The 20329-nt window shown below is 49.1% G+C and carries 19 protein-coding genes and 1 pseudogene; 7 read left to right on the forward strand and 13 right to left on the reverse strand.

Going from position 1 to position 20329, the window contains the following annotated elements; genetic code table 11:
- Positions 1–12 precede the first annotated feature (12 nt).
- From hemB to tatA, 7 genes are read right to left on the reverse strand one after another with little or no spacing between them, the layout of a single operon-like run.
- Positions 13–1014 carry a porphobilinogen synthase gene (gene hemB / locus AC2T0J_RS04855; protein ID WP_489809037.1) on the reverse strand — a complete coding sequence of 334 codons (1002 nt, stop codon included), beginning with the start codon at positions 1012–1014 and terminating at the stop codon, positions 13–15.
- Positions 1011–2909, reverse strand: coding sequence for a sensor domain-containing diguanylate cyclase (locus AC2T0J_RS04860; RefSeq protein ID WP_489809038.1), 1899 nt, complete (start codon positions 2907–2909; stop codon positions 1011–1013). The genes hemB and AC2T0J_RS04860 overlap by 4 nt, the downstream gene beginning before the upstream one ends.
- Positions 2910–2922: 13 nt before the next feature.
- Positions 2923–3693 (reverse strand): TatD family hydrolase, encoded by a 771-nt coding sequence (locus tag AC2T0J_RS04865; protein WP_489809039.1) that lies wholly within the window; start codon positions 3691–3693, stop codon positions 2923–2925.
- Between the two features lies 1 nt (position 3694).
- Complete coding sequence (locus AC2T0J_RS04870) at positions 3695–4270, reverse strand: hypothetical protein (RefSeq protein WP_489809040.1); 576 nt, start codon at positions 4268–4270, stop codon at positions 3695–3697.
- 49 nt (positions 4271–4319) lie between these two features.
- Complete coding sequence (tatC, locus tag AC2T0J_RS04875; RefSeq protein WP_489809041.1) at positions 4320–5069, reverse strand: twin-arginine translocase subunit TatC; 750 nt, start codon at positions 5067–5069, stop codon at positions 4320–4322.
- On the reverse strand, positions 5070–5369 hold the full coding sequence (gene tatB, locus AC2T0J_RS04880) for a Sec-independent protein translocase protein TatB (RefSeq protein ID WP_123327274.1): 300 nt from the start codon (positions 5367–5369) through the stop codon (positions 5070–5072). It lies immediately after the preceding gene.
- Positions 5369–5605, reverse strand: coding sequence for a twin-arginine translocase TatA/TatE family subunit (gene tatA, locus AC2T0J_RS04885; RefSeq protein WP_489809042.1), 237 nt, complete (start codon positions 5603–5605; stop codon positions 5369–5371). Before tatA ends, tatB begins: the two co-directional genes overlap by 1 nt.
- Positions 5606–5902: 297 nt before the next feature.
- On the opposite strand from tatA, the gene AC2T0J_RS04890 reads away from it, so the two are divergent.
- Positions 5903–6871, forward strand: a complete 969-nt coding sequence (locus tag AC2T0J_RS04890) for a hypothetical protein (RefSeq protein ID WP_489809043.1) — start codon at positions 5903–5905, stop codon at positions 6869–6871.
- A gap of 196 nt (positions 6872–7067) precedes the next feature.
- Here AC2T0J_RS04890 and AC2T0J_RS04895 read toward each other — a convergent pair whose 3' ends face one another.
- From AC2T0J_RS04895 to AC2T0J_RS04905, 3 genes are all read right to left on the reverse strand, one after another.
- Positions 7068–7388 (reverse strand): hypothetical protein, encoded by a 321-nt coding sequence (locus AC2T0J_RS04895; RefSeq protein WP_489809044.1) that lies wholly within the window; start codon positions 7386–7388, stop codon positions 7068–7070.
- Between the two features lie 86 nt (positions 7389–7474).
- Positions 7475–7972: an acetolactate synthase small subunit gene (ilvN, locus tag AC2T0J_RS04900; RefSeq protein WP_105936177.1), complete on the reverse strand. Its 498-nt coding sequence runs from the start codon at positions 7970–7972 to the stop codon at positions 7475–7477.
- Positions 7972–9690: an acetolactate synthase 3 large subunit gene (locus AC2T0J_RS04905; protein ID WP_489809045.1), complete on the reverse strand. Its 1719-nt coding sequence runs from the start codon at positions 9688–9690 to the stop codon at positions 7972–7974. Before AC2T0J_RS04905 ends, ilvN begins: the two co-directional genes overlap by 1 nt.
- 814 nt (positions 9691–10504) lie before the next feature.
- On the opposite strand from AC2T0J_RS04905, the gene AC2T0J_RS04910 reads away from it, so the two are divergent.
- The 6 genes from AC2T0J_RS04910 to AC2T0J_RS04935 are packed head-to-tail and all read left to right on the forward strand — an operon-like array spanning position 10505 to position 17762.
- Positions 10505–11764 (forward strand): efflux RND transporter periplasmic adaptor subunit, encoded by a 1260-nt coding sequence (locus tag AC2T0J_RS04910; RefSeq protein WP_489809046.1) that lies wholly within the window; start codon positions 10505–10507, stop codon positions 11762–11764.
- 42 nt (positions 11765–11806) lie between these two features.
- Positions 11807–12523 carry an ABC transporter ATP-binding protein gene (locus AC2T0J_RS04915; protein ID WP_489809047.1) on the forward strand — a complete coding sequence of 239 codons (717 nt, stop codon included), beginning with the start codon at positions 11807–11809 and terminating at the stop codon, positions 12521–12523.
- Position 12524: 1 nt separating this feature from the next.
- The gene (locus AC2T0J_RS04920) at positions 12525–13838 is read left to right on the forward strand and encodes an ABC transporter permease (protein WP_489809048.1); all 1314 of its coding nucleotides are present in this window, start codon (positions 12525–12527) and stop codon (positions 13836–13838) included.
- 10 nt (positions 13839–13848) lie between these two features.
- Positions 13849–15054, forward strand: a complete 1206-nt coding sequence (locus AC2T0J_RS04925; protein WP_489809049.1) for an ABC transporter permease — start codon at positions 13849–13851, stop codon at positions 15052–15054.
- Positions 15055–15114: 60 nt separating this feature from the next.
- A complete protein-coding gene (locus AC2T0J_RS04930) occupies positions 15115–16455 on the forward strand; it encodes a sigma-54-dependent transcriptional regulator (protein ID WP_489809050.1) in 1341 nt (446 codons plus the stop codon).
- Positions 16452–17762: a sensor histidine kinase gene (locus AC2T0J_RS04935; RefSeq protein WP_489809051.1), complete on the forward strand. Its 1311-nt coding sequence runs from the start codon at positions 16452–16454 to the stop codon at positions 17760–17762. The genes AC2T0J_RS04930 and AC2T0J_RS04935 overlap by 4 nt, the downstream gene beginning before the upstream one ends.
- A 19-nt stretch (positions 17763–17781) precedes the next feature.
- Here AC2T0J_RS04935 and AC2T0J_RS04940 read toward each other — a convergent pair.
- From AC2T0J_RS04940 to AC2T0J_RS04950, 3 genes and pseudogenes are all read right to left on the reverse strand, one after another.
- Positions 17782–17985, reverse strand: a pseudogene (locus tag AC2T0J_RS04940) (helix-turn-helix transcriptional regulator).
- 193 nt (positions 17986–18178) lie between these two features.
- Positions 18179–18670: a DUF4442 domain-containing protein gene (locus AC2T0J_RS04945; protein WP_489809052.1), complete on the reverse strand. Its 492-nt coding sequence runs from the start codon at positions 18668–18670 to the stop codon at positions 18179–18181.
- Between the two features lie 73 nt (positions 18671–18743).
- Positions 18744–20306 (reverse strand): tetratricopeptide repeat-containing sulfotransferase family protein, encoded by a 1563-nt coding sequence (locus AC2T0J_RS04950; protein WP_489809053.1) that lies wholly within the window; start codon positions 20304–20306, stop codon positions 18744–18746.
- Between the last annotated feature and the right edge of the window lie 23 nt (positions 20307–20329).

Raw genomic sequence — 20329 nt, forward strand, 5'->3', positions numbered from 1 at the left:
CAGCCAGTCGGCTTACCGGTTTTGCAGCAAACGGGCTGCTTCCGGGGCAAAGTAAGTTAAAATGCCATCGGCACCAGCGCGTTTAAAGGCTAGCAAGGATTCCAGAATCACCTGTTCACGGTTGAGCCAGCCATTGGCGAAAGCCGCTACGTGCATGGCGTATTCACCACTAACCTGATAAGCAAAGGTTGGCACTGCCAGCTCAGACTTACAGCGACGAACTATATCAAGATATGGCATACCCGGCTTAACCATAACCATATCAGCCCCTTCTTCCAGATCCAGTGCAATTTCAGCGATGGCTTCATCGCTATTGGCCGGATCCATCTGATAGGTTTTCTTGTTACCGCCTTTGATGTTCGCTGCAGACCCGACCGCATCGCGGAAAGGCCCGTAATAGGCAGAAGCATACTTAGCTGAGTAGGCCATGATACAGGTGTTTACAAACCCGGCCTCTTCGAGCGCATCACGAATGGCACCAATACGACCGTCCATCATATCCGAGGGAGCGACAATATCCACACCGGCTTCGGCATGTGATAACGCTTGTTTAATCAGAATTTCGACCGTTTCGTCATTCATCACATAGCCGTCTTCATCAAGAAGGCCGTCCTGCCCATGCGATGTAAACGGGTCAAGAGCAACATCAGAAATAAGCATCATTTCTGGTAGTTCGGCCTTCAGCGTGCGGATGGCTGTTTGGGCGATCGCGTCAGCATTAAAAGCCTCACTGGCACACAGGGACTTTTTCTCTATGGGAGTCACCGGGAATAACGCCAGGCTGCGGATCCCCAGTTCAAACGCCTCTTTAGCCGCTTCTAACAGTAGATCGATGGATAGTCTTTCCACGCCAGGCATGGAAGGTACGCCCTCACGCTGGTTACTACCGGGCAGTACGAACACCGGATAAATAAGATCGGCAGCAGAGAGTTGGTTTTCGGCGACCATTGCGCGTAATCCTTCGGTGCGACGTAAACGACGCAGGCGGCGCGGCAGATATTGTGAATAGCTCATAATTTTGTCTCAATGTGGTTTAACTGTGAAGTGGCAACAACCCGGTTTCGACCGGCCTGTTTAGCGGCATACAGCCTTTCATCGGCCAGTTTGAGCAATTCTGTTTCGGCATCTTCATGGGAAATAATTGCACTGGCGACACCGCCGCTCAGGGTTAGTGAAATCCTTTCGTTATCGATCATACAAGGGGAATCGGCTAACTGCTGACGAATCGACTCAATGAGCTGGCCGGCTCCTTGGGTCTCGGTATTCGGCAAAATAATAGCAAACTCTTCGCCACCATACCGGCACACGTCGTCAGACGGGCGCTTAAGTAAGCTCTGTAGTGTTTGTGCCACATACCGGATACAGGTATCGCCAGCACTGTGACCGTATTGATCGTTAATGTGTTTAAAGTGGTCGATGTCTATCATCGCCAGCGCCAGCGGCGTTTGTTCTCGCCGACTACGCCGCACCTCGGCTTGTAAGCGCTTGTCAAAGTACCTGCGGTTGCGGATGCCGGTGAGCGGGTCGATAGTATTGAGCTTCTCCAGTTCACGGTTGGCATCCGAGAGTTCCCGCAACGCAATTTCAAGCTCCAGGGTGCGCTCCTCCACTTTGTACTCCAGATCATCCTGGGCCCGTTGTTGCAGCTCGATAAGCTTCTGTTTAGCCGACACTGCCTCGCGTTCTTGCTCCAGAACTTGTTCTTTTGCCTGCATCATTTGGTCGCGCTGGCGACTGTAACTGATAGCAAGGATAAACGATAACATCAGGGCTTCGATAGTGGCACCGTACACCAGCAGTACCTGCGACGGAATACTGATATTAAGAACACCGAGGTTGTCCAGGCTGGCCGATAAAGCGCTTATTAATAAGGCGCTCCAGGCCAGCGCGTAATAGCCGGCAATGTGAATGCGGCGCATCGCAAACCAGATTGCCACGCCCATAATTAAGATTACCGTGATTGTCAGCAGCACCAGGAACACTTTAATCGATATTGCATAGTCAAGTAATAAAGAGCTGACGGTGAGCGCCAGAAACGACAGTGACAGAGCCCTGAAACACTTGGTAAATAACAGGCTGTGTTGCCTGACTTCTAACAAGGCCGCCGAAAAAATGACCGCGAAAAATAAGGTTGCACTGGCCAGAAAACTGACCGCCTGACTCTGAAACCAAACCTGTTCAGGCCATAGGTATTGGTAACCAAAACCGTGCATGCTTGCCAGTGTAAGTCCCATGCAAAGCACATAACCTGTGTAAAATAGGAAAGTCGGATTGCGCGTAGTAAAAAAGAAAAACAGATTGCTCAGCCCCATAGCGAGCAGCAGACCAAAAAATAACCCCATTATTAAATTAGTATTGGCGGTAAATTCGCTGAACGCCTCGCGCTGCCAAATCTTCACCGGTAACTTAACCACACTGGAAGACTCCACCCGTATAAATACCTCTGCGGGCAGGTCATTATCCGGCAGGGCAAATAAAAAATTGTTATAACGCAACTGACGTTGATTAAACGGCTTGCTGTCACCCTCAGACAGATGGTGCTGCTCATCACCCTGCACGATCCACACATCAATGTTATCCAGCAGCGGATAACCAATTTCAATGTAGGAAGGTTGCTTATCCAGATTTGCCGAAGCCAGAGAAAAAGTCACCCAGTGCTGAGTACCGGTATAACCAACGCTAACCGGGTTGGTAACCGGATACCAGTCAATATCTGTTTGTGATTGCAACGCATCTAAGGTTGTTGGGGAGGTGGCAGTTTCGGCAACTCGTAATTGAGGCGTAAAGCTGTGTTGTGAATTATCCGGGGCAGAACGGGTGATCACAATAAGTACCGAAATAACCAACAGACTGGTTAAAACAAATAACCACCTTTCTGTCGCCAGTTTGGTTGAAGCAATAAACTGCATACTAATCGCTCTGTTAGCCAAATAAGTCTTTGGCGTTGTTAAAGCTGATATTTTGTACCTGTTCGACACTCAACGTTTTGATCTGAGCGACTGTTTGGCCGATATGCGGCAAATAGGCCGGCGCATTATTCCGCTGTCTCGGCTTACGATCCTTGGGATACAGATATGGTGCATCTGTTTCCAGAATAAGCCGTTCAGGAGGCAACTCGCCTAGAGCTTCACGTAATGACTTCCCGCGTTTGGCGTCACACACCCAACCGGTAATCCCTATGTACAGCCCGAGCGCGAGGTATCTCAGCATTTGCTCAAGGGTGCCGGTAAAACAATGCGCAATTCCTCCTGGCAGCTGGCTTTTAAACGGTTCGAGAATGGCCAGTTGATCGGCAAAGGCATCCCGTTCGTGCAGATAGACCGGCATATTGAGTTCAACGGCCAGCGCCAGTTGTTCAGCAAACACTGCGCGCTGAACATCGCGAGGAGAAAAGTCACGGTTAAAGTCCAGACCGCATTCCCCAACAGCTACTACACCTGGTTGCTTAGCCCTTGCACGCAACTCCTGCCAGTGTTCGGGTCGGGCATCCTTGGCATTGTGCGGATGTAGACCCAAGGTATAGCAGAGCTGTTGAGGATACTGTTTATAGTAGTTTTCTGCCTGCTGCCATTCATCCGGATGGGTTGTGATGAGGCACAGTCTGGAAACGCCGGCAGCCAGAGCATCCTGGATAGTTTGTTCGGCTGGCATACGCGCATCGAACATATTTACCCCGGCATCAAACCAGGTCATGTTATCGGATCCGTTTAACTTTAATTCGACGGTTAACGCCATCATGACTTAGAAAGAAAGCGTCGAGAAAACCTCTTTCGATAGTCACTTCCATGCCGGTGTTCAGCCGCAGGGAGTGACTATCCTTTTGTTGCCACTGACTGCCATTATCGAGAGTGATAAGCAATTTGCCTCGGGCAGTCTCACTGAGTTGCGAGATAATGGCGGAAATTTCATCAATATTTTCGTCAGCCGTTTTTGGCGGCAAGCCAAAGTCAGCCAGTGCCTGGCCCCGCTGTTGTTCTTGTTTGCGTTCATTGCGGCGAGCCTGAACCTGTTGAGGGAGATTCACGGCCTGCCTGGCACGTGATTGTTTGCTGCCGGTGTCCGCCGGTCTATGTGAGTTTCCCTGACTGTTTTCGGATGCGCTGAAACGCTCGAGGGCCGGGGATTGAATGGCATCAAAACAAGCCAGACGCCGGACATCATTATCGATGGCTTTACAGGATGCAATGGCCTGGAGCATATTGTCGGCATAGGTATCTACCGGCACCAGCCACAACAAAGCAGGTAAAATCAAAGCGGGCAGTTTTTTCATCGCTGGCATCCTTTTGTTTTATTGTCTCAGAGCATTTGTGACGAACTGTTTAGTCCTTCGCTGCAGACTCTTCCTCATCTTCTTCGTCGTTGCGACTATACAATGCGCCAATTACCACACCACACTCAAACAGGATCCACATCGGGATAGCCAGCAACGACTGGGAAATAATATCAGGCGGTGTAAGCAACATGCCAATGACAAAAGCCCCGACAATGACGTAAGGACGTTTCTGTCGCAGGCTGTTGGCATCTGTTACGCCGGTCCAGCACAACAGTACAATAGCAATGGGGATTTCAAATGATACGCCAAAAGCAAAAAACAGCTTTAACACAAAATTAAGGTAACTGTTGATATCAGTAGCAACGGTTACGCCTTCCGGAGCGACCGAGGTAAAGAATGCAAAAACGACCGGAAACACCACGTAATAAGCAAACGCCATACCGGCATAAAACAGTAACGTACTGGAAAACAGCAGCGGTGCTACCAGCTTCTTCTCATTGCGATACAACCCCGGAGCTACAAAGCCCCAAATCTGAAACAACACATAAGGAATAGCAATGAAAAACGACAGTACCATGGTTAATTTGAAGGGTGCGAAGAAAGGTGACGCGACATCCGTCGCAATCATAGATGAATTAACCGGTAACGTCCGTAACAGCGGCTGAGCCAGCAACTGATAAAGATCGTTTGAGAAATAAGCCAGGCAGATAAATACCAGAAATACGCTGAGGACAGCGCGCAGCAACCGTGAACGCAACTCAATCAGATGCGATATAAGACTATTTTCTTCAGACATTTATGGCTTTTTATACGGTTTTTGAACAGATTCGGCAGCTTCTTTGAGTTCGTCAACGCTGTTTTTCAACTCCGGAGACAAATCCTTGAGCCCTTGTTGTTCCGCTTTTTTTAAATTCTCATGCAACTCGTGAACCCGCAGTTGATGCTCCACTTCTTCCTTGAACCCACTGGCCACGTTCCTAACGCTTCGAATTGTTTTCAGGGTAGAACGCATCGCACCAGGCAGCCGCTCAGGCCCCAGCACAACAAGCGCCAATACACCGATTAACAGGATTTCCCAAAACCCAATATCGAACATTAGTGTTTTTCTTTAGTTTCGCTTTCTGTTTTAACAGATTCGCTATCGGCCTTTGGCTTTTCTTCAACTTTAGACTGCGGCTCTTTAAAGTCGGCGTCTTCTTCAGACACTGCTTTCTTAAATCCTTTAATTGCTCCGCCTAAATCTGAACCTATGCCTTTTAATTTCTTGGTGCCAAATAACAGCACAACAATTACCAGCACGATGAGTAGTTGTACCCAACCAATATTACCCATAAAAACCTCTTGCTTACATCAATGACTACAGTATGCCACCGACTGCCAATTCAAACAGCACTTTTATCGATTAATCACGATATTCTACCGAGCTATTTACGATAAGCCAGTATTGATTAGTCTGCCGGCCGAAAAATCACAGGTCTGCTCGCTAACCGCGCAATACAAAATTTATTTGCAGCCACCGGCATTATCGCGCAAGCTAACTTAATCAGTTGCAAGCATTTTCATGGAAGTCAGGTGCTTAACTACCAATGTCCGAATTAGACACGCTAACAATAAAAGGAACTGGCCACCTTGTTTAAACGCAGGCAATTCGCCAGTTTGCTGCTCCTTTGGTTATGGGTGAGTAGCCCGGCCCTCGGTCAGTCTGATGACATATCGGTTGAACGGGATAAGCCGCAGCAAAGTCCGCCAGCCACAGACAGCTGGCTGGATAACTGGCATAGTAATTTTAGTGAGTCCATGGATTACACGGCGCAACGACTTGACGAGTTTTTTGCGCTGGCAGACAGTGATGAACATGAAAATGCCAGGGCTGAAGGCAGAGTGCGGTTTGGCTGGGAGCCCCGTACCCGCGATCTGGCTGCACAGGATTTTCGCTTCAGAGTCAGGGTAAAATTACCGGCGCTGAAAGACCGCGTAGATTTAATGCTATCTGATGACGAAAGCTACGATCGTCAGGACTCAATCCGGGCAGCAAGGGATGCGGTTAACGAAAATCGGGATTCCACCACGCTATCTCTGCGCTATCAGAAAGAGCAGAGCTCGCCTATTTCTCACCGCATTGGTGCCGGACGGCGGGGCCAGTTGTTTGCAAAAAGTCAGTACGAAAGCGCATACTACTTCACTGATGTCCTGAAGATGGATTACGACGCCGAGCTGTACTATTACACCCGTGATCAACTGGGAGCAGAACTCGGGCTGGATTTCACCTACCTGTTGGCCGATGAGAAATACCTGCGCTTTAATAACCGTTATTATTACCGCGACCGCTTTGAAGACTGGTTCTGGCGACATGAAGTACAATACCTGCGGCCGCTTACCCAGGATAGTGCGATATTGTATACCTTCGTCACCAAAGGCCTGACCAAGCCCAACCACCATCTCAATGAGGTGTATACCAGTGCTCGCTGGCGCACCAGCTACTTACGCTCATGGCTTTATTTTGAACTTGAGCCTTTTGTGATATGGCTTCGCAATGAAGACTTTAAGCCCTCTTATGGCGTCGCCATGCGCTTTGAATTTTACTACGGCCAACAGTAACAGGCCGTAGCGAACGACTTGCTGCCCGTTGCGCTCAAATCGTAATTTTTCAGCCTGTTGTTACGCTTTTTCAGTTAGAAAATAAATCAAAATAAAATCAGCGCATTACTCTGAGTTAATCTGCTTTAGTAACAGTTATAAACCACTGCCTCTTGCTCACAAAACCACAATTGGGTTTAATAGGCCATCCGGGTGGTTAATTATTGGTCACCATACGCAACAAGGAGGGGCATCGGTGTTTTTTAAAAACTGCATAAAACTGTTTTTTTGCCTCGGATTGTCCTTGCCAGCGTCTGCGTTGCAACCCGATCACGACGAACCACTTTTGCAGTTCCGGCAAAGCATTGGTAATCAAAGCCCACCGCCGCTTTACAAACCTCAGCCACAGCTCAGCGGCCGGTTTGACGAAAGCCATTTGAGCACGTTTTTCTCTTTTTTCTCGGTTGCCCTCATTGTCCTGGCTAGTCGTGGACAGCAGCGCCAGGACTACAGTCAGATGCGGGACCCCAGCAAACATCACCCCCTTGCACTGCCAAACCACACATTTTAGGCAAAAAAATGCCCGGCTGAGCCGGGCATCAGATAGTAAATTCAGCTAATTGCTTACGGGCGCAGAGCACGCTCACCACGCGCCAGACCACACACACCGGTACGGGATGACTCAATAATCTCAGTGCATTGCGCCATGGTTGTCGCAAAAGCGTCCAGTTTATCCGTGGTGCCGGTCACTTCCATGGTGTAGTTGTTTAGCGATACATCCAGGATGTTAGCGCGGAAGATATCAGCATTGCGCTTTACTTCGGCACGAATGGCTTCATTACGGGTTGCTACTTTAATCAGCATCATTTCCCGCTCAATGTGCGCATTTTCTGATAAATCGATAACCTTAAGCACATCTACCAGCTTATTTACCTGCTTGGTAATTTGCTCAATGACCTTGTCATCACCATGGGTAATGATGGTAAGACGTGACAAGCTCGGATCTTCTGTTGGTGCCACGCATAACGAGTCAACGTTATAACCACGCTGTGAGAACACTCCAACAATTCGGGACAGTGCACCTGGCGCGTTTTCCATTAATACTGAAATAATTCTTTTCATCAGGTTCTCTCCGTCTTACTTAAGCGCATGTCATCCATTGCGCCGTACTTAATTTGCATGGGATATACGTGTTCATTCTGGTCTACGGCAATATCCATAAATACCAGACGATCGGTAATGCTAAAGCATTTCTCCATTGCTGCGTCTAATTCAGACAGCGAGTCAACTTTGATACCCACGTGGCCATAGGCCTCGGCTAATTTGACGAAGTCGGGCATAGAATCCATATAAGAATGGGAGTGACGCCCTTTATAAATCATATCCTGCCACTGACGAACCATACCCAGAGCGCGATTATTCAGTGAAATAATCTTAATCGGCAGGTTGTATTGCAAACAGGTTGACAGCTCCTGAATATTCATCTGGATACTACCGTCACCGGTCACTACCACAGAGGTGGCATCCGGATGGGCAAACTGCACGCCCATTGCAGCCGGTAAACCAAAGCCCATAGTGCCCAGGCCACCAGAGTTGATCCAGCGACGCGGCTTATCATAGGGGTAATACAGTGCAGCAAACATCTGGTGTTGACCAACATCTGAGCTAACGTACGCATCGCCATTGGTGTGCTTGTACAGCGATTCAATAACCTTTTGTGGTTTGATCACCGTCTCACCCTGCTCGAAGTTCAGGCACTTGCGGCTGCGCCACTGAGTGATTTGCTCCCACCAGTCAGCCAGTTTGGCTTTCTGCTCTGGCAACTCTTCTGGCGTTAACAGATTTAAAATCTGTTCCAGCACGGTTTCCACCGAGCCAACTACCGGAATATGGGCATTAACCGTTTTAGAGATCGACGCCGGATCAATATCCACATGAATGATATCCGCATGGGGACAAAACTTTTCGACGTTATTGGTAACACGATCATCAAAACGGGCTCCCAGCGCTAAAATGCAGTCTGAGTTATGCATGGTTTTGTTGGCTTCGAGCGTACCGTGCATGCCAAGCATGCCGACAAACTGCTCGTGAGTACCCGGGAAAGCCCCCAGTCCCATCAGCGTACAGGTTACCGGGGCCTGAAGTAACTCGGCCAGTTGAGTTACCAGACCGGACGCTTCAGCTGTAATAGCACCGCCACCTACATAAAGTACCGGACGTTCAGCCTTTTTAAGTGAAGTAACGGCTTTTTTAACCTGCTTCATGTGGCCACGCACGGTTGGGTTGTAAGACCGCATGGTCACATCTGTCGGGAACACATAAGGGTGTTCTTCCATGACGTTGACAATGTCTTTTGGTAAATCAACCACTACCGGGCCCGGACGGCCGGTATTAGCAATGTAGTAAGCTTTGGCGATAGCATCAGGAATATCCTCTGCCCGCTTAACCAGAAAACTGTGCTTTACAATTGGACGTGAACAACCAACCATATCGGTTTCCTGGAAGGCGTCTTCACCGATGTGCATCGATGGCACCTGGCCAGACAGGATTACCATTGGGATTGAGTCCATATAAGCCGTTGCAATACCAGTTAAGGTATTGGTAGCACCAGGGCCTGAAGTGACAAGGACGGTACCGGTTTTGCCTGTCGAACGCGCATAACCATCTGCCATGTGGGCAGCTGCCTGTTCATGACGCACGAGGACATGTTTGACATCATCCTGAGCAAATAATGCATCATAAATGTCAAGAACGGCACCACCCGGGTAACCGAATACATGTGTAACTCCTACATCTTTTAGCGCTTCCACCACCATGGCGGCGCCCGACATCATCTTCACGGTGTTATCTCCTAATGGATTAATAGTTAATGCTAATCATTGAGTTAATTCAATGTATTAGCGAAAGCAAATTGCTTTATGGCAATGACAAATGGTCGTATGTAAACTAACCACCGTTGCCGTGTACGCGGACTATATCGAAGGCATCCCGAAGATCAAACAACTTTTTGCACAAAAGTGAGACACATATCCCAAATAATGAATATTATAGGATGAGCATCCTAATTTGTAAGTAATATACGCTTAGAAACGAAATTTTTGTATTTACATCAAATTAACAGAAGCGGCCGTTGAAAAAACCCTGCAACGCCTATTAAACATGACTTTAAGCGAAAATCCGTTACGAAAAATTCAATTTAATTTACCACATCAAATTAGGATAAATATTTCGTTTAATTTTTTCAACATTCCTGACCACGCTTGTACTGGTTGTCTCTGCCGGCCAATCCTGTAAGAAATATCAGTGCTTAACGTTGGCACTCAACAACACGTACTACGCCTCAAAACCACTCAGCAATTACAGTGTAACTGATTTCTGTATGTAAAACGATCTATGTGGTTAACACTGTGGTGTGCGCCCGTGTCCGGCCCGGACACTAAAAGTGTCCGCTTGCGGTAAAACGGACACTCAAAAACAACAAATCACTTAAGTAACAATAAGTTAAAACCTGGCACACATCTGGTATCTGTCCTGGTATACGTCCTAGGAGGAACACCTTATGCTACTAATTCACTTTCTCGCAGTCCCGGCAATAATATTGATGACCGCAGTGTGCATTACCCTGCTCGAGTCCTTTCATCAGGGTGGCCTGAAATGATTAAGGATACCAGTGCTCAGGATTCCGTAGTGTTGCCACAGCGACGCAACAAAATTAAGCAACTGGTGCTTGCCGCGTTAGTACTGATTGCCGTTGCTCTGTCTGCTCATGCCATACTTAACACAGAGTCGGCAGCGAAGTCTGTGGATCGAGCCAGCGTGCAGATTGCCACAGTAGAACGCGGTGATTTGGTCCGTGATATTGCGGCTACTGGCCGAATTGTGGCGGCCAATGCACCTCAGGTATACAGTCCTGAGGAAGGCCTGGTAACGCTAATGGTAAGGGCCGGGGATACCGTAAGCAAAGGTCAGCAGATAGCCCGGGTCGACAGCCCTCAACTGCAGAACCAATTACAGCAGGAACGCTCAGAACTGGCACGGTTGGAAGGTGAACTGGCTCGAAAGGCCCTGGATGCGCGCCGCCAGACCCTGCAGTTGAATAAGCAACTGGACTTAGCGAAAGTAGAACTTAAAGCTGCCGAGCGCGAAAGCCGTCGCGCGAACAAGTCCATTAAAACCAACATCATCAGCCAGATTGACTATGAAAAGGCGGAAGATGAGCTAGCCCGCGCCAGGCTTACCGTTACTCACGCCGAACAGGAAGTGGCGCTGGCCAAAGATACACTGGCTTTTGAGGTACAGGCTGCCGAGAACACCCTTGCCAGACAACAACTGGTAGTGGATGAACTGCAGCGCAAAGTCGGTAACCTGACCATAGCAGCCAGCGTTGAAGGTGTGGTAGGCAATCTGTTCGTCACCGGACGTTCTCTGGTAACGGCCAATCAGCCACTGATGACGCTGGTCGATCTCACCGCTTATGAAGCAGAAATTAACGTCGCCGAGAGCTTTGCCAATGAGTTGGGCCTGGGTATGGATGTTGAGCTAAAAATTGGTCGTCAGACCGTAATGGGCAAACTATCGGCCATATCACCAGAAGTGGCCGAGCGGGAAGTGACCACCCGGGTACGATTTGATCAAAGCAGTCTCAACCAAATCCGTCAGAACCAGCAGGTCACGGCCCGGGTACTGTTGGAAAACCGTAACAATGTACTCAAAGTCCGTCGCGGCAACTTCTTACAGTCCGGGGGGTATGTGGCCTACAAACTTAACGGCAACGTGGCGAGCCGAATCGATATTGAAACGGGCGCAACCAGTATGCGTGAAGTAGAAATCCTGACCGGTGCAACGCCCGGCGATCAGATAATTGTGTCCAGCTACCAGGGCTTTGAACAAGCCGAATCCATTTTATTACGTTAAGCCTTGCGGCCAACCAACGTACTTAACTGAAAGGAATACCCAATGTTAATAATGAAGAATGTGAGCAAAGTTTATCAAACCGAAATGGTACAGACCCACGCCTTAAGAGATTTTGATCTGGAGGTTAAAGAAGGCGAATTCATCGCAGTTACCGGTCCTTCCGGTTCCGGCAAGACCACGTTTTTAAACATTGCCGGCATGCTTGAGCCCTATACCAGTGGCCAGTATATGCTGGACGACGTCGATGTGGGCGAGTTATCTGACAACCAGCGCGCAGATTTACGCAACCAGAAAATTGGCTTTATCTTTCAGGGTTTTAACCTTATTCCTGATCTGAACTTATACGAGAATGTTGAAGTACCATTGCGCTACCGGGGTATCAGGGCGGCGGAACGTAAAAAACGTATCGAGTCTTGCCTCGAGCAGGTTGGGCTCGGCAGCCGTGCGAAGCACCTGCCTCAACAGCTCTCAGGCGGTCAGCAGCAACGAGTGGCCATTGCCCGGGCACTGGCGGGTGAGCCGCGTTTCTTGCTGGCCGATGAGCCAACCGGTAACCTCGATAGCCTGATGGCTCGCCAGGTCATGGAACTGCTGGAACAAATTAATCGCGACGGGGCTACCATTGTGATGGTTACTCACGATCCTGAACTGGCCCGTCGGGCACCGCGCAACATTCAGATTGTCGACGGCCAGGTGGCCGATTTAACCCTGTATCAGGGTGTAGGCGGGCAGTCTGCTCGCCAGGTCGTGGGAGGCTGATATGATACTGCATTATATTGACCTGGGATGGCGCAGCCTACGCCGTACCCCGCTGGTAAGCTTTTTGATGATCCTGGCCATTGCGCTGGGAATAGGTATTACCATGACCAGCTTGTCGGTTTATCACATGATGTCGATGGACCCTATTGAGCATAAAAGCAGCCGCTTATTCCACCCACAGTTACAAACCATGGATGATGGGGAAGAAATCTGGTCTGAGGACAACCTGCCTTACCAGCTGACCTATCAGGATGCGAAGAACCTGGCCGAAGCGCCTTTCCCTCAGTACAAAGCGGCTATGTTACGTACCGGGTTTACCGTACATATGGATAACTCCGAGATACGCCCGTTCATTCAGAATACGCGTGTCACACACAGCGACTTTTTTACCCTTTTTGATTTGTCTTTTATTTATGGTTCAGCCTGGACCCAGGAGCAGGCTGAAGCTGCCAGCCCGGTTGCCGTTATTAGCCAGGCGCTGAACGATAAGCTGTTTGGCGGAGAAAACTCCGTGGGCCGACAAATTTACCTCGACGACACCAGTTTCCGTATTGTCGGCGTCATCGCGCCCTGGCAAACCCACGTGAAGTATTATGACGTTAACAACGGTGCCTTCAACAGCCAGGAGAGTATTTATATTCCTTTCAGTTTAATTGCCGCCATGGATATCGATACCTGGGGCAACAGCAACGGCTGGAAGTTTCAGAATATCAACTCAATGAAAGATAAACGACAGTCGGAAATATTCTGGCTGCAGTTTTGGGTTCAACTTGAGGACCAGGCAGCCGTCAGTCAGTACGGCGATTATCTGATGAACTACATGGCAGAACAACAAAAGTTTGGTCGTTTTAACCGCGAAAACCTCCAATTTGGATTACGTGATGTGAACGAATGGCTCGATTACCGTAATGTAGTTTCTGAAGATAACGAAGTTCTGGTTGCCTTAAGTTTTATGTTTTTAGCCGTGTGCCTGGCTAACATTCTGGGTTTGCTGCTGGCCAAATTCATGCGTCGCGCAGCAGAAGTAGGCGTTCGCAGAGCGCTGGGTGCCAGTAAACGCCAGGTCTTTTTACAACACATTATTGAGGTATCCATGCTGGGGCTGATTGGTGGCTTGCTCGGCATTGGGATTGCTCAATTGGGACTATGGGGCGTTCGCCTCACCCAGGAGTATTATTCACCTCTCGCGACCATGGACCTCACTATGCTGCTATCAGCACCAGTGATAGCTATTTCGGCCTGTGTAATTGCCGGGCTGTATCCGGCATGGCTGGTGTGCAGAACTACCCCAGCCACTTACCTTAAAACCCAGTAGGAGCCGCACAATGTTAGAAATTAAACCCATCATTAATGCTCTGCGCCGCTCTAAAGTGGGCGCGATTCTGTTGCTGATACAAATAGCCATTACCACGGCAATTGTCAGCAATGCAGCCTTTATTATTCAGGACCGCATGAGCTATTTACAACAGGAAACCGGCTATCCGGAAGAGGATATCTTTTCACTCACCGTTATGACTTACGGTAAAGATCGTGATTTGTCCAAACAGTTCGAAGAAGATGAGGCCATGTTACGCAACCTGCCTGGCGTGGTGGATGCGTCACTTTCCAACGCGGTGCCGCTTAGTGGTTCTGGCAGTGCTTCCGGGATGGGTCTGAAGCCCGCACCGGAGCGTGGTCGAAATGTCCGCACAGCTTATCTCTTTGGCGACGAGCACATGATCAACACCCTGGGTGTTAAACTGATTGAAGGCCGTAATTTCGCCCCCGACGAAGTGCTTGTGACACAGGATAACAGTCTATCTCCTAACGTCGCTATTGCCACCAGCACCTTTATAAACGAAGCATTTCCCGATGGCGACGGGCTTGGTAAAGTCATGTATATGGGCGATCGCCCGTTTAAAATCATTGGCATTGTCGAAACAATGAAAGGGCCATGGCTTAAAGATGACCGGCCCGACAACGTTATGATTTTTCCTTATATTAATGCAGCGTCATACCAGCATATTATTATTCGTACTGAACCGGGCCAAAGATCGGCTGTGATGCAAACTGTTGAAGATAAAATGCTGGCTGCTTATGACAAGCGTGTACTTACCAATGTGCTGACACTGGATGAAAACAAACGTCAGTATAATGCATCGGATACCCTTATGCTGCGTATGCTGATGGTACTTATAGTGGTATTGATCGGCATTACAGCACTGGGGATTTTTGGTCTAACGCTGTTTAATATCAGTAAGCGTACCCGCCAGATTGGTACCCGCCGCGCACTGGGTGCCCGTAAATCCGATATTATTCGCTACTTTTTAGTCGAAAATGCGCTGATCTGCATTGGCGGACTGATGGTTGGCTGTACAGCCGCGATCCTGATGGGCCAGCAACTGCTGCAACGCTTCTCACTGCCAGCTCTTGAACTACAGTATGTAGCAGTTACTGCGATAATGGTGCTGGTGATGACGCTGGTCGCCGTGATATTTCCGGCCCGACGGGCTGCCCAAATTTCGCCGAGCATTGCGACCCGCAGTATTTAGCGGTAAGGTCTCACTGTGTTGGCATTTACCCCTTAACAGGCTGATTAAGCACTGAAAATAATGGATAAAATTTTACTCGTTGATGATAACCCGGCAGTGCTTGACGCACTGTCGCTATTACTGGAAATTCATGGTTATACCGTAGTAACGGCATCTAATCCAATGGCAGCCCGGCAAATTGTGAATTATCAGGCCATTTCGCTGGTTATTCAGGATATGAACTTCAGTGCCGACACGACTTCCGGCGAGGAAGGTAAGCAGCTGTTTAAGGCCTTACGCGAGCTCAATCCTCATTTGCCGGTGATCCTGATCACCGCCTGGACTGAACTGGAACAAGCAGTTGAACTGGTGAAAGCCGGCGCAGCAGATTATATCGCTAAGCCCTGGGATGATCAGAAGCTGGTGAATACTGTGGCCAATCTGATTGAGCTGGGCAAAGCCCGCTCCCAGAGCGCTCAGTTGATAAAGCAACAAAATGCATTTGTAGATGCCAGGGAAGCGGCCGCCCGAGTTGGACTGGTATACCAAAGCGCAGCGATGCAGCGCCTGATTGACATGGCCATTCAGGTGGCCAAATCCGATATTAGTGTACTTATCACCGGTCCCAACGGCAGCGGCAAAGAGAAAATAGCGCAGCTAATACAGGCCTGCTCTCCTCTTAGAGACAAACCTTTTATCAGTATCAATGCCGGTGCATTGCCACCGGATTTAATGGAAGCCGAATTGTTTGGCGCCGAACCCGGCGCATACACTGGTGCACAAAAAATACGGATCGGCCGCTTTGAAGCGGCTGACGGAGGCACTTTATTTCTCGATGAGATAGGTAACCTCTCGCCTGCCGGTCAAATGAAGTTACTGCGCGTACTGCAAACCGGCGAGTTTGAACGCCTTGGCTCAGTGCAAACCCGGCGGGTGAGCGTACGGGTGGTTTCTGCGACCAACGCCGATCTCACCACGGATATACATCAAGGCCGATTCCGCGAAGATTTGTATTACCGACTCAATGCCATCGAACTGAGGCTGCCACCGCTGAGTGAACGCACAGATGACGTAATGCCGTTGATTCAGCATTTCCTGCCCGGCCGTGATATTGGCCTTGATGTGCAAAAGGCGCTGGCCGACTATCCCTGGCCGGGCAATGTCCGCGAACTGGAGAATGCCTGTAAGCGAGTGGCAGTACTTAAACCGGATGGTGAAATCAGCCTGGCTGATTTTGCTTTGCACGGTTCAGCTCAGGGTATTGCACCAGTAAGCTCATCCGCCATTGCAGAGCCATCCCGCCAGGCGCTTGAATTTGCTATTGAAAAACACGAGGGCGTGATTGCCCGGGTAGCCAAGGAATTTGGCATGAGCAGGCAATCGCTGTATCGCCGGCTCAAAAAATTCGGGATTGAATATTGAGAAATCCATTACCGCCCTTCTTTATTGTTTATGCGGTCACGGTATTAACGGTTGTCATCGCCTTTACACCGTTAATGTGGCTGCTGGACTGGGCTGTCAGCCATAAAATCGCGCTGTTTACCGTCACGCTCATTATTTGCCTGCTGATAATGAAAAAAGGGCTCACCAAACTCTCCACTTCACTGGAATCGTTAAAAGTGGGTCTGCTTAATTTTAAAGACGGCGAATTCTCAAATCAGCTTGTCTATCGCGACAAGGATCCACTCGGCGATTTATGTTTGTTGTATAACGAGTCGGCCGAAAAACTGCGTCAGGAAAAGCGCTGGCTGCATCAGCGGGAGCTGATGCTGGATAAGGTATTACAAAGCTCCCCTGAAATACTGCTGTTACTTAACGACCACCAGCAAGTGGTCTTCAGTAACTACGCAGCTAGGGACTTTTTTCACGCCAGCGCCCGGCTGGAGGGCCTCCCCTTATCAGCGTTACTGGACAACATCTCAGCGCCCGCGGGCACGGTGCTAAGGGAAGCAAAAGAAGGGCTGTTTACCCTCCCCTGTTCAACCGGAGAAAACGAAACCTGGCATTTATCCATAGGCCGTTTTGTACTGAATAATCAGCATCACAGACTATTTATTCTTAAACAAATGACCCGCGAACTGAGCCGTCAGGAAGTGGCCGTCTGGAAAAAGGTCATTCGCATTATCAGCCACGAACTGAATAACTCTATCGGACCGGTGTCCTCTATGCTGCACAGTGGGCGCTTGCTGAGTGAGAACCTCAATGAACCCCGGCTTACCCGGGTCTTTTCAACCATCGCCGAACGGGTGGAGCATTTAAGTGACTTTGTGCAGGGTTACGGTAAATTTGCCAAACTGCCTGAGCCTAAGCCAGAAAGGATAAACCGGGTAGCGTTTATCTCTAAGCTGCAACAGCAATGGCCGTTTCATTATCAGGAAAAAGGTGAGGGTGAGCTCTATGCCGATATCATTCAGTTAGAGCAACTGCTAATCAACCTGCTGAAAAACGCCCACGAATCAGACTCCCATGGCGAAGATATTACGCTAAGTATCGACCTCAATAAACAGCGCACCGTTATTGAAGTCAGCGATCTTGGGCAAGGAATGTCTGACACCGTGCTGTCCCAAGCGCTCATCCCTTTTTATTCCACTAAAAGTTCTGGAAGCGGACTGGGACTGGCCCTGTGTAGGGAGATTGCAGAAGCCCATCATGGCCAGATAGCCCTGCAAAACCGTGAGGAGCGTGGCCTGACCGTGCGTGTTACTTTCCCGGCTTTATCCGCGAGTTAAACCTTAAAGTCTAAAAAGACTATTTTAAGGCAGATAGCTGCTCAACGGGTACGTTGAAATGGGCCGCAATTTTCAGTGCGATGACCTCTGACGGCGTAAATCAGCCAATTTCAACTGTGCAAATGGTCTTTCTCGACACGCCGATGGCATCGACCAGCTCCTGCTGAGAAAGCTTGTACTGCAAGCGAAGTTTATGGATATGATTATCCAGCTCTTCATTCATCGGCGTCTTCCTCACGTAACTTCAGGAATATCAGCAAGGCATAAGAATATAATTCAGGCGAATAAAGCCAGGTGAGAGCATGACTGCGCTGCGCAATAGGAACGTTGCAAAGAACGCTAAATAAGGCTGGTTGCTGAATGCGGATGCCAATAGCCAGCCATAAGGCGAGTGCCGACGTATTCGCCTTTGTTAGTTATTTTTTGTGCTTAGGCACCCAGGCCCATAGCATTTCACAAACAACTGGTTCGATATTGTTGGCATCGTTGACGGTAACCTTCACTAATACCTCGCCTTTTTCCTGTTGTTGCATCATCTTAATCTGTTCGTTACTAAGCGAGGCTACTGCGGTCATATCGCCTGTCGCCCGCTTCACGTATTGGAGATTCATTGATTTAATCAACGGTAATTTATCTCCCGGCAGATTCAAGCCAACAATAAACCCCGTGGCCGATTCGGCCAGCAGAGCCATTGCCGCAGCATGCACACTGCCAATGTGATTCTGCACCTTTTTATAGTTGGGTTGCCTGAATGTGACCGTGGAAAAGTCAGTAGACAGAATGTCCAGCCGAGCGGTTCCTGCCAGCTTTACTTTGTAGCGGAACATCCAGGTCAGCAGTCGGCTACTCAGCCAGGCTGGATAATGATTTACTTTTTCGGCAAAGCGCCTTAAAGGGTTACTCGACATAAAAAGCCCAACTGGTTAGACCAGGAGAGCCTACGTTTTCTTAGCGTACAAATCAAGGAAAAGCCGCGTCCTGTTAACCTTTATTCAGGTCGGCCAGCATCGCCTCTAATCTTGCTGTATGCGCAGCATACTGTCGCCAGCGGCCAATGGAACGGGTATTTATGGCTTCTCTTACCTGCACTTTACTGGCAGTTGAAACCGGAGCCTTATTTTTTTCTACCTGAAGACAGGCCGGTTCCCAGTTAAGACCACAGAAATCAATCAGTGCCGGGATAGCTTCAGCAGGACGGGTAACCAGTTCTTCATAGGATTGCAGCCACACATTGTCCGGGAAAAGCCGTTGCCAATGACGCATTAGAGAATAAAAATTCTTATAAAAACGCCCTGTAGATTCAAGATCATAAGCGTAGGCAAAGTAAGGGCTGCTTAATGAAAACAACTGCCGGAAGTTTCCAATACAGGTATCCATAGGATCCCTTAACAAACACACTATTTTTGCATTGGGGAGCGCCCTGCGAATTAAATGCACATAGAAAAAATTAAACGGGAGTTTGTCCACCAGGTGTTTTTTATTGTTTAGCAGGATTGACGTTCGTGCAAGATACCGGCTACCCAGTTCGTCATAAGAAAGCTGCTCGGCGGCTTGCAAGGTTGGTAAGTCAAGCACTTGATTAGACGATGTTTTTGTTAGTTCTTTGACCGCCAGCCCGAAATCCTGCAGCTCTCCACCCGAGGCTACCTGGCTATGACTGGTGATGATACGCTCCACCAGCGTGGTACCGGAGCGCGGCATGCCGAGCACAAAAATTGGCTGCGATGACGGATTCCCCTGCTTTGTGGAGTTAGCAGCAGGCTGCTGAGCCAGCAGCCAGTTAAAGATGGCGTCATAGTGTTGCTCTACCGCCGCGAACTGGCGCCGTTTAGCTTGCTTTGCCTCACTGAGAACGTTAAAGGCTTTATCATACTCCTTCAAGGCTTCGTATTCTTTGGCCAGTGCATGACTAAGGTGTAATTTGCCATCGATGTCAGTGGTTTTCGAGTGAAGAACAGATAGTCTTTCAATATGATTAGTGCTTTCACTAATGCCACCCAAATCGGAAAGCGCGTAATGCGCCTGATAATAATCGGGTTTCAGGGCAATGGCATGTTCAAAGGCTTGCCGCGCGACATCAAACTGCCCGGCAAACTTGGCCGACACTGCAAAGTTATAATGAAAACTGGCGTTCTCCGGCGCTTTTGCCAGCGCCGCTTCAAAATACTTCAGTGCTTGTTCGTGTAAGCCCACCCGGCTAAGTGACACCCCTACCGTATCCAGCGCCAGCGGTTTATCCAGACTGGATACCGGACACCATGATGCCGCCTTTACCGCTGCGGGCATATCGCCCAGCAGTGCATGACACTTGGTGAGATAAGCATAGGTTTGGGGTTCAGGCGACAGCTGGGCGGATTTTTTTAACAGGCGCACCGCCTTATGGACTTGCAGAATCTCAATATGCACCATGCCGAGCAGAAAATAGGCCTCGGCATCATCACCGTAGTGTTTAATCAACGCCACACAGGCGCCGTGCGCTGTGACATAATCACGTTGATTGATCGCACTCAGTGCCTGCTGAATATACTGTTGCTTGTTTTGCATAGGTTGCTGTTCCAACAAAAAGG

It is taken from the genome of Alteromonas sp. ISO5, from assembly GCF_058105165.1.

Excerpts from the sequence above, each read along its gene's own strand:
- AC2T0J_RS04950 (WP_489809053.1), bottom strand. The coding sequence starts at position 20,306 with ATGCAAAACAAGCAACAGTATATTCAGCAGGCACTGAGTGCGATCAAT.
- AC2T0J_RS04925 (WP_489809049.1), top strand. The coding sequence starts at position 13,849 with ATGTTAGAAATTAAACCCATCATTAATGCTCTGCGCCGCTCTAAAGTG.
- AC2T0J_RS04920 (WP_489809048.1), top strand. The coding sequence starts at position 12,525 with ATGATACTGCATTATATTGACCTGGGATGGCGCAGCCTACGCCGTACC.
- tatA (WP_489809042.1), bottom strand. The coding sequence starts at position 5,605 with ATGGGTAATATTGGTTGGGTACAACTACTCATCGTGCTGGTAATTGTT.
- AC2T0J_RS04915 (WP_489809047.1), top strand. The coding sequence starts at position 11,807 with ATGTTAATAATGAAGAATGTGAGCAAAGTTTATCAAACCGAAATGGTA.
- AC2T0J_RS04910 (WP_489809046.1), top strand. The coding sequence starts at position 10,505 with ATGATTAAGGATACCAGTGCTCAGGATTCCGTAGTGTTGCCACAGCGA.
- tatC (WP_489809041.1), bottom strand. The coding sequence starts at position 5,069 with ATGTCTGAAGAAAATAGTCTTATATCGCATCTGATTGAGTTGCGTTCA.
- tatB (WP_123327274.1), bottom strand. The coding sequence starts at position 5,369 with ATGTTCGATATTGGGTTTTGGGAAATCCTGTTAATCGGTGTATTGGCG.
- AC2T0J_RS04945 (WP_489809052.1), bottom strand. The coding sequence starts at position 18,670 with ATGTCGAGTAACCCTTTAAGGCGCTTTGCCGAAAAAGTAAATCATTAT.
- AC2T0J_RS04870 (WP_489809040.1), bottom strand. The coding sequence starts at position 4,270 with ATGAAAAAACTGCCCGCTTTGATTTTACCTGCTTTGTTGTGGCTGGTG.
- AC2T0J_RS04895 (WP_489809044.1), bottom strand. The coding sequence starts at position 7,388 with ATGTTTGCTGGGGTCCCGCATCTGACTGTAGTCCTGGCGCTGCTGTCC.
- hemB (WP_489809037.1), bottom strand. The coding sequence starts at position 1,014 with ATGAGCTATTCACAATATCTGCCGCGCCGCCTGCGTCGTTTACGTCGC.
- AC2T0J_RS04930 (WP_489809050.1), top strand. The coding sequence starts at position 15,115 with ATGGATAAAATTTTACTCGTTGATGATAACCCGGCAGTGCTTGACGCA.
- ilvN (WP_105936177.1), bottom strand. The coding sequence starts at position 7,972 with ATGAAAAGAATTATTTCAGTATTAATGGAAAACGCGCCAGGTGCACTG.
- AC2T0J_RS04860 (WP_489809038.1), bottom strand. The coding sequence starts at position 2,909 with ATGCAGTTTATTGCTTCAACCAAACTGGCGACAGAAAGGTGGTTATTT.
- AC2T0J_RS04865 (WP_489809039.1), bottom strand. The coding sequence starts at position 3,693 with ATGACCTGGTTTGATGCCGGGGTAAATATGTTCGATGCGCGTATGCCA.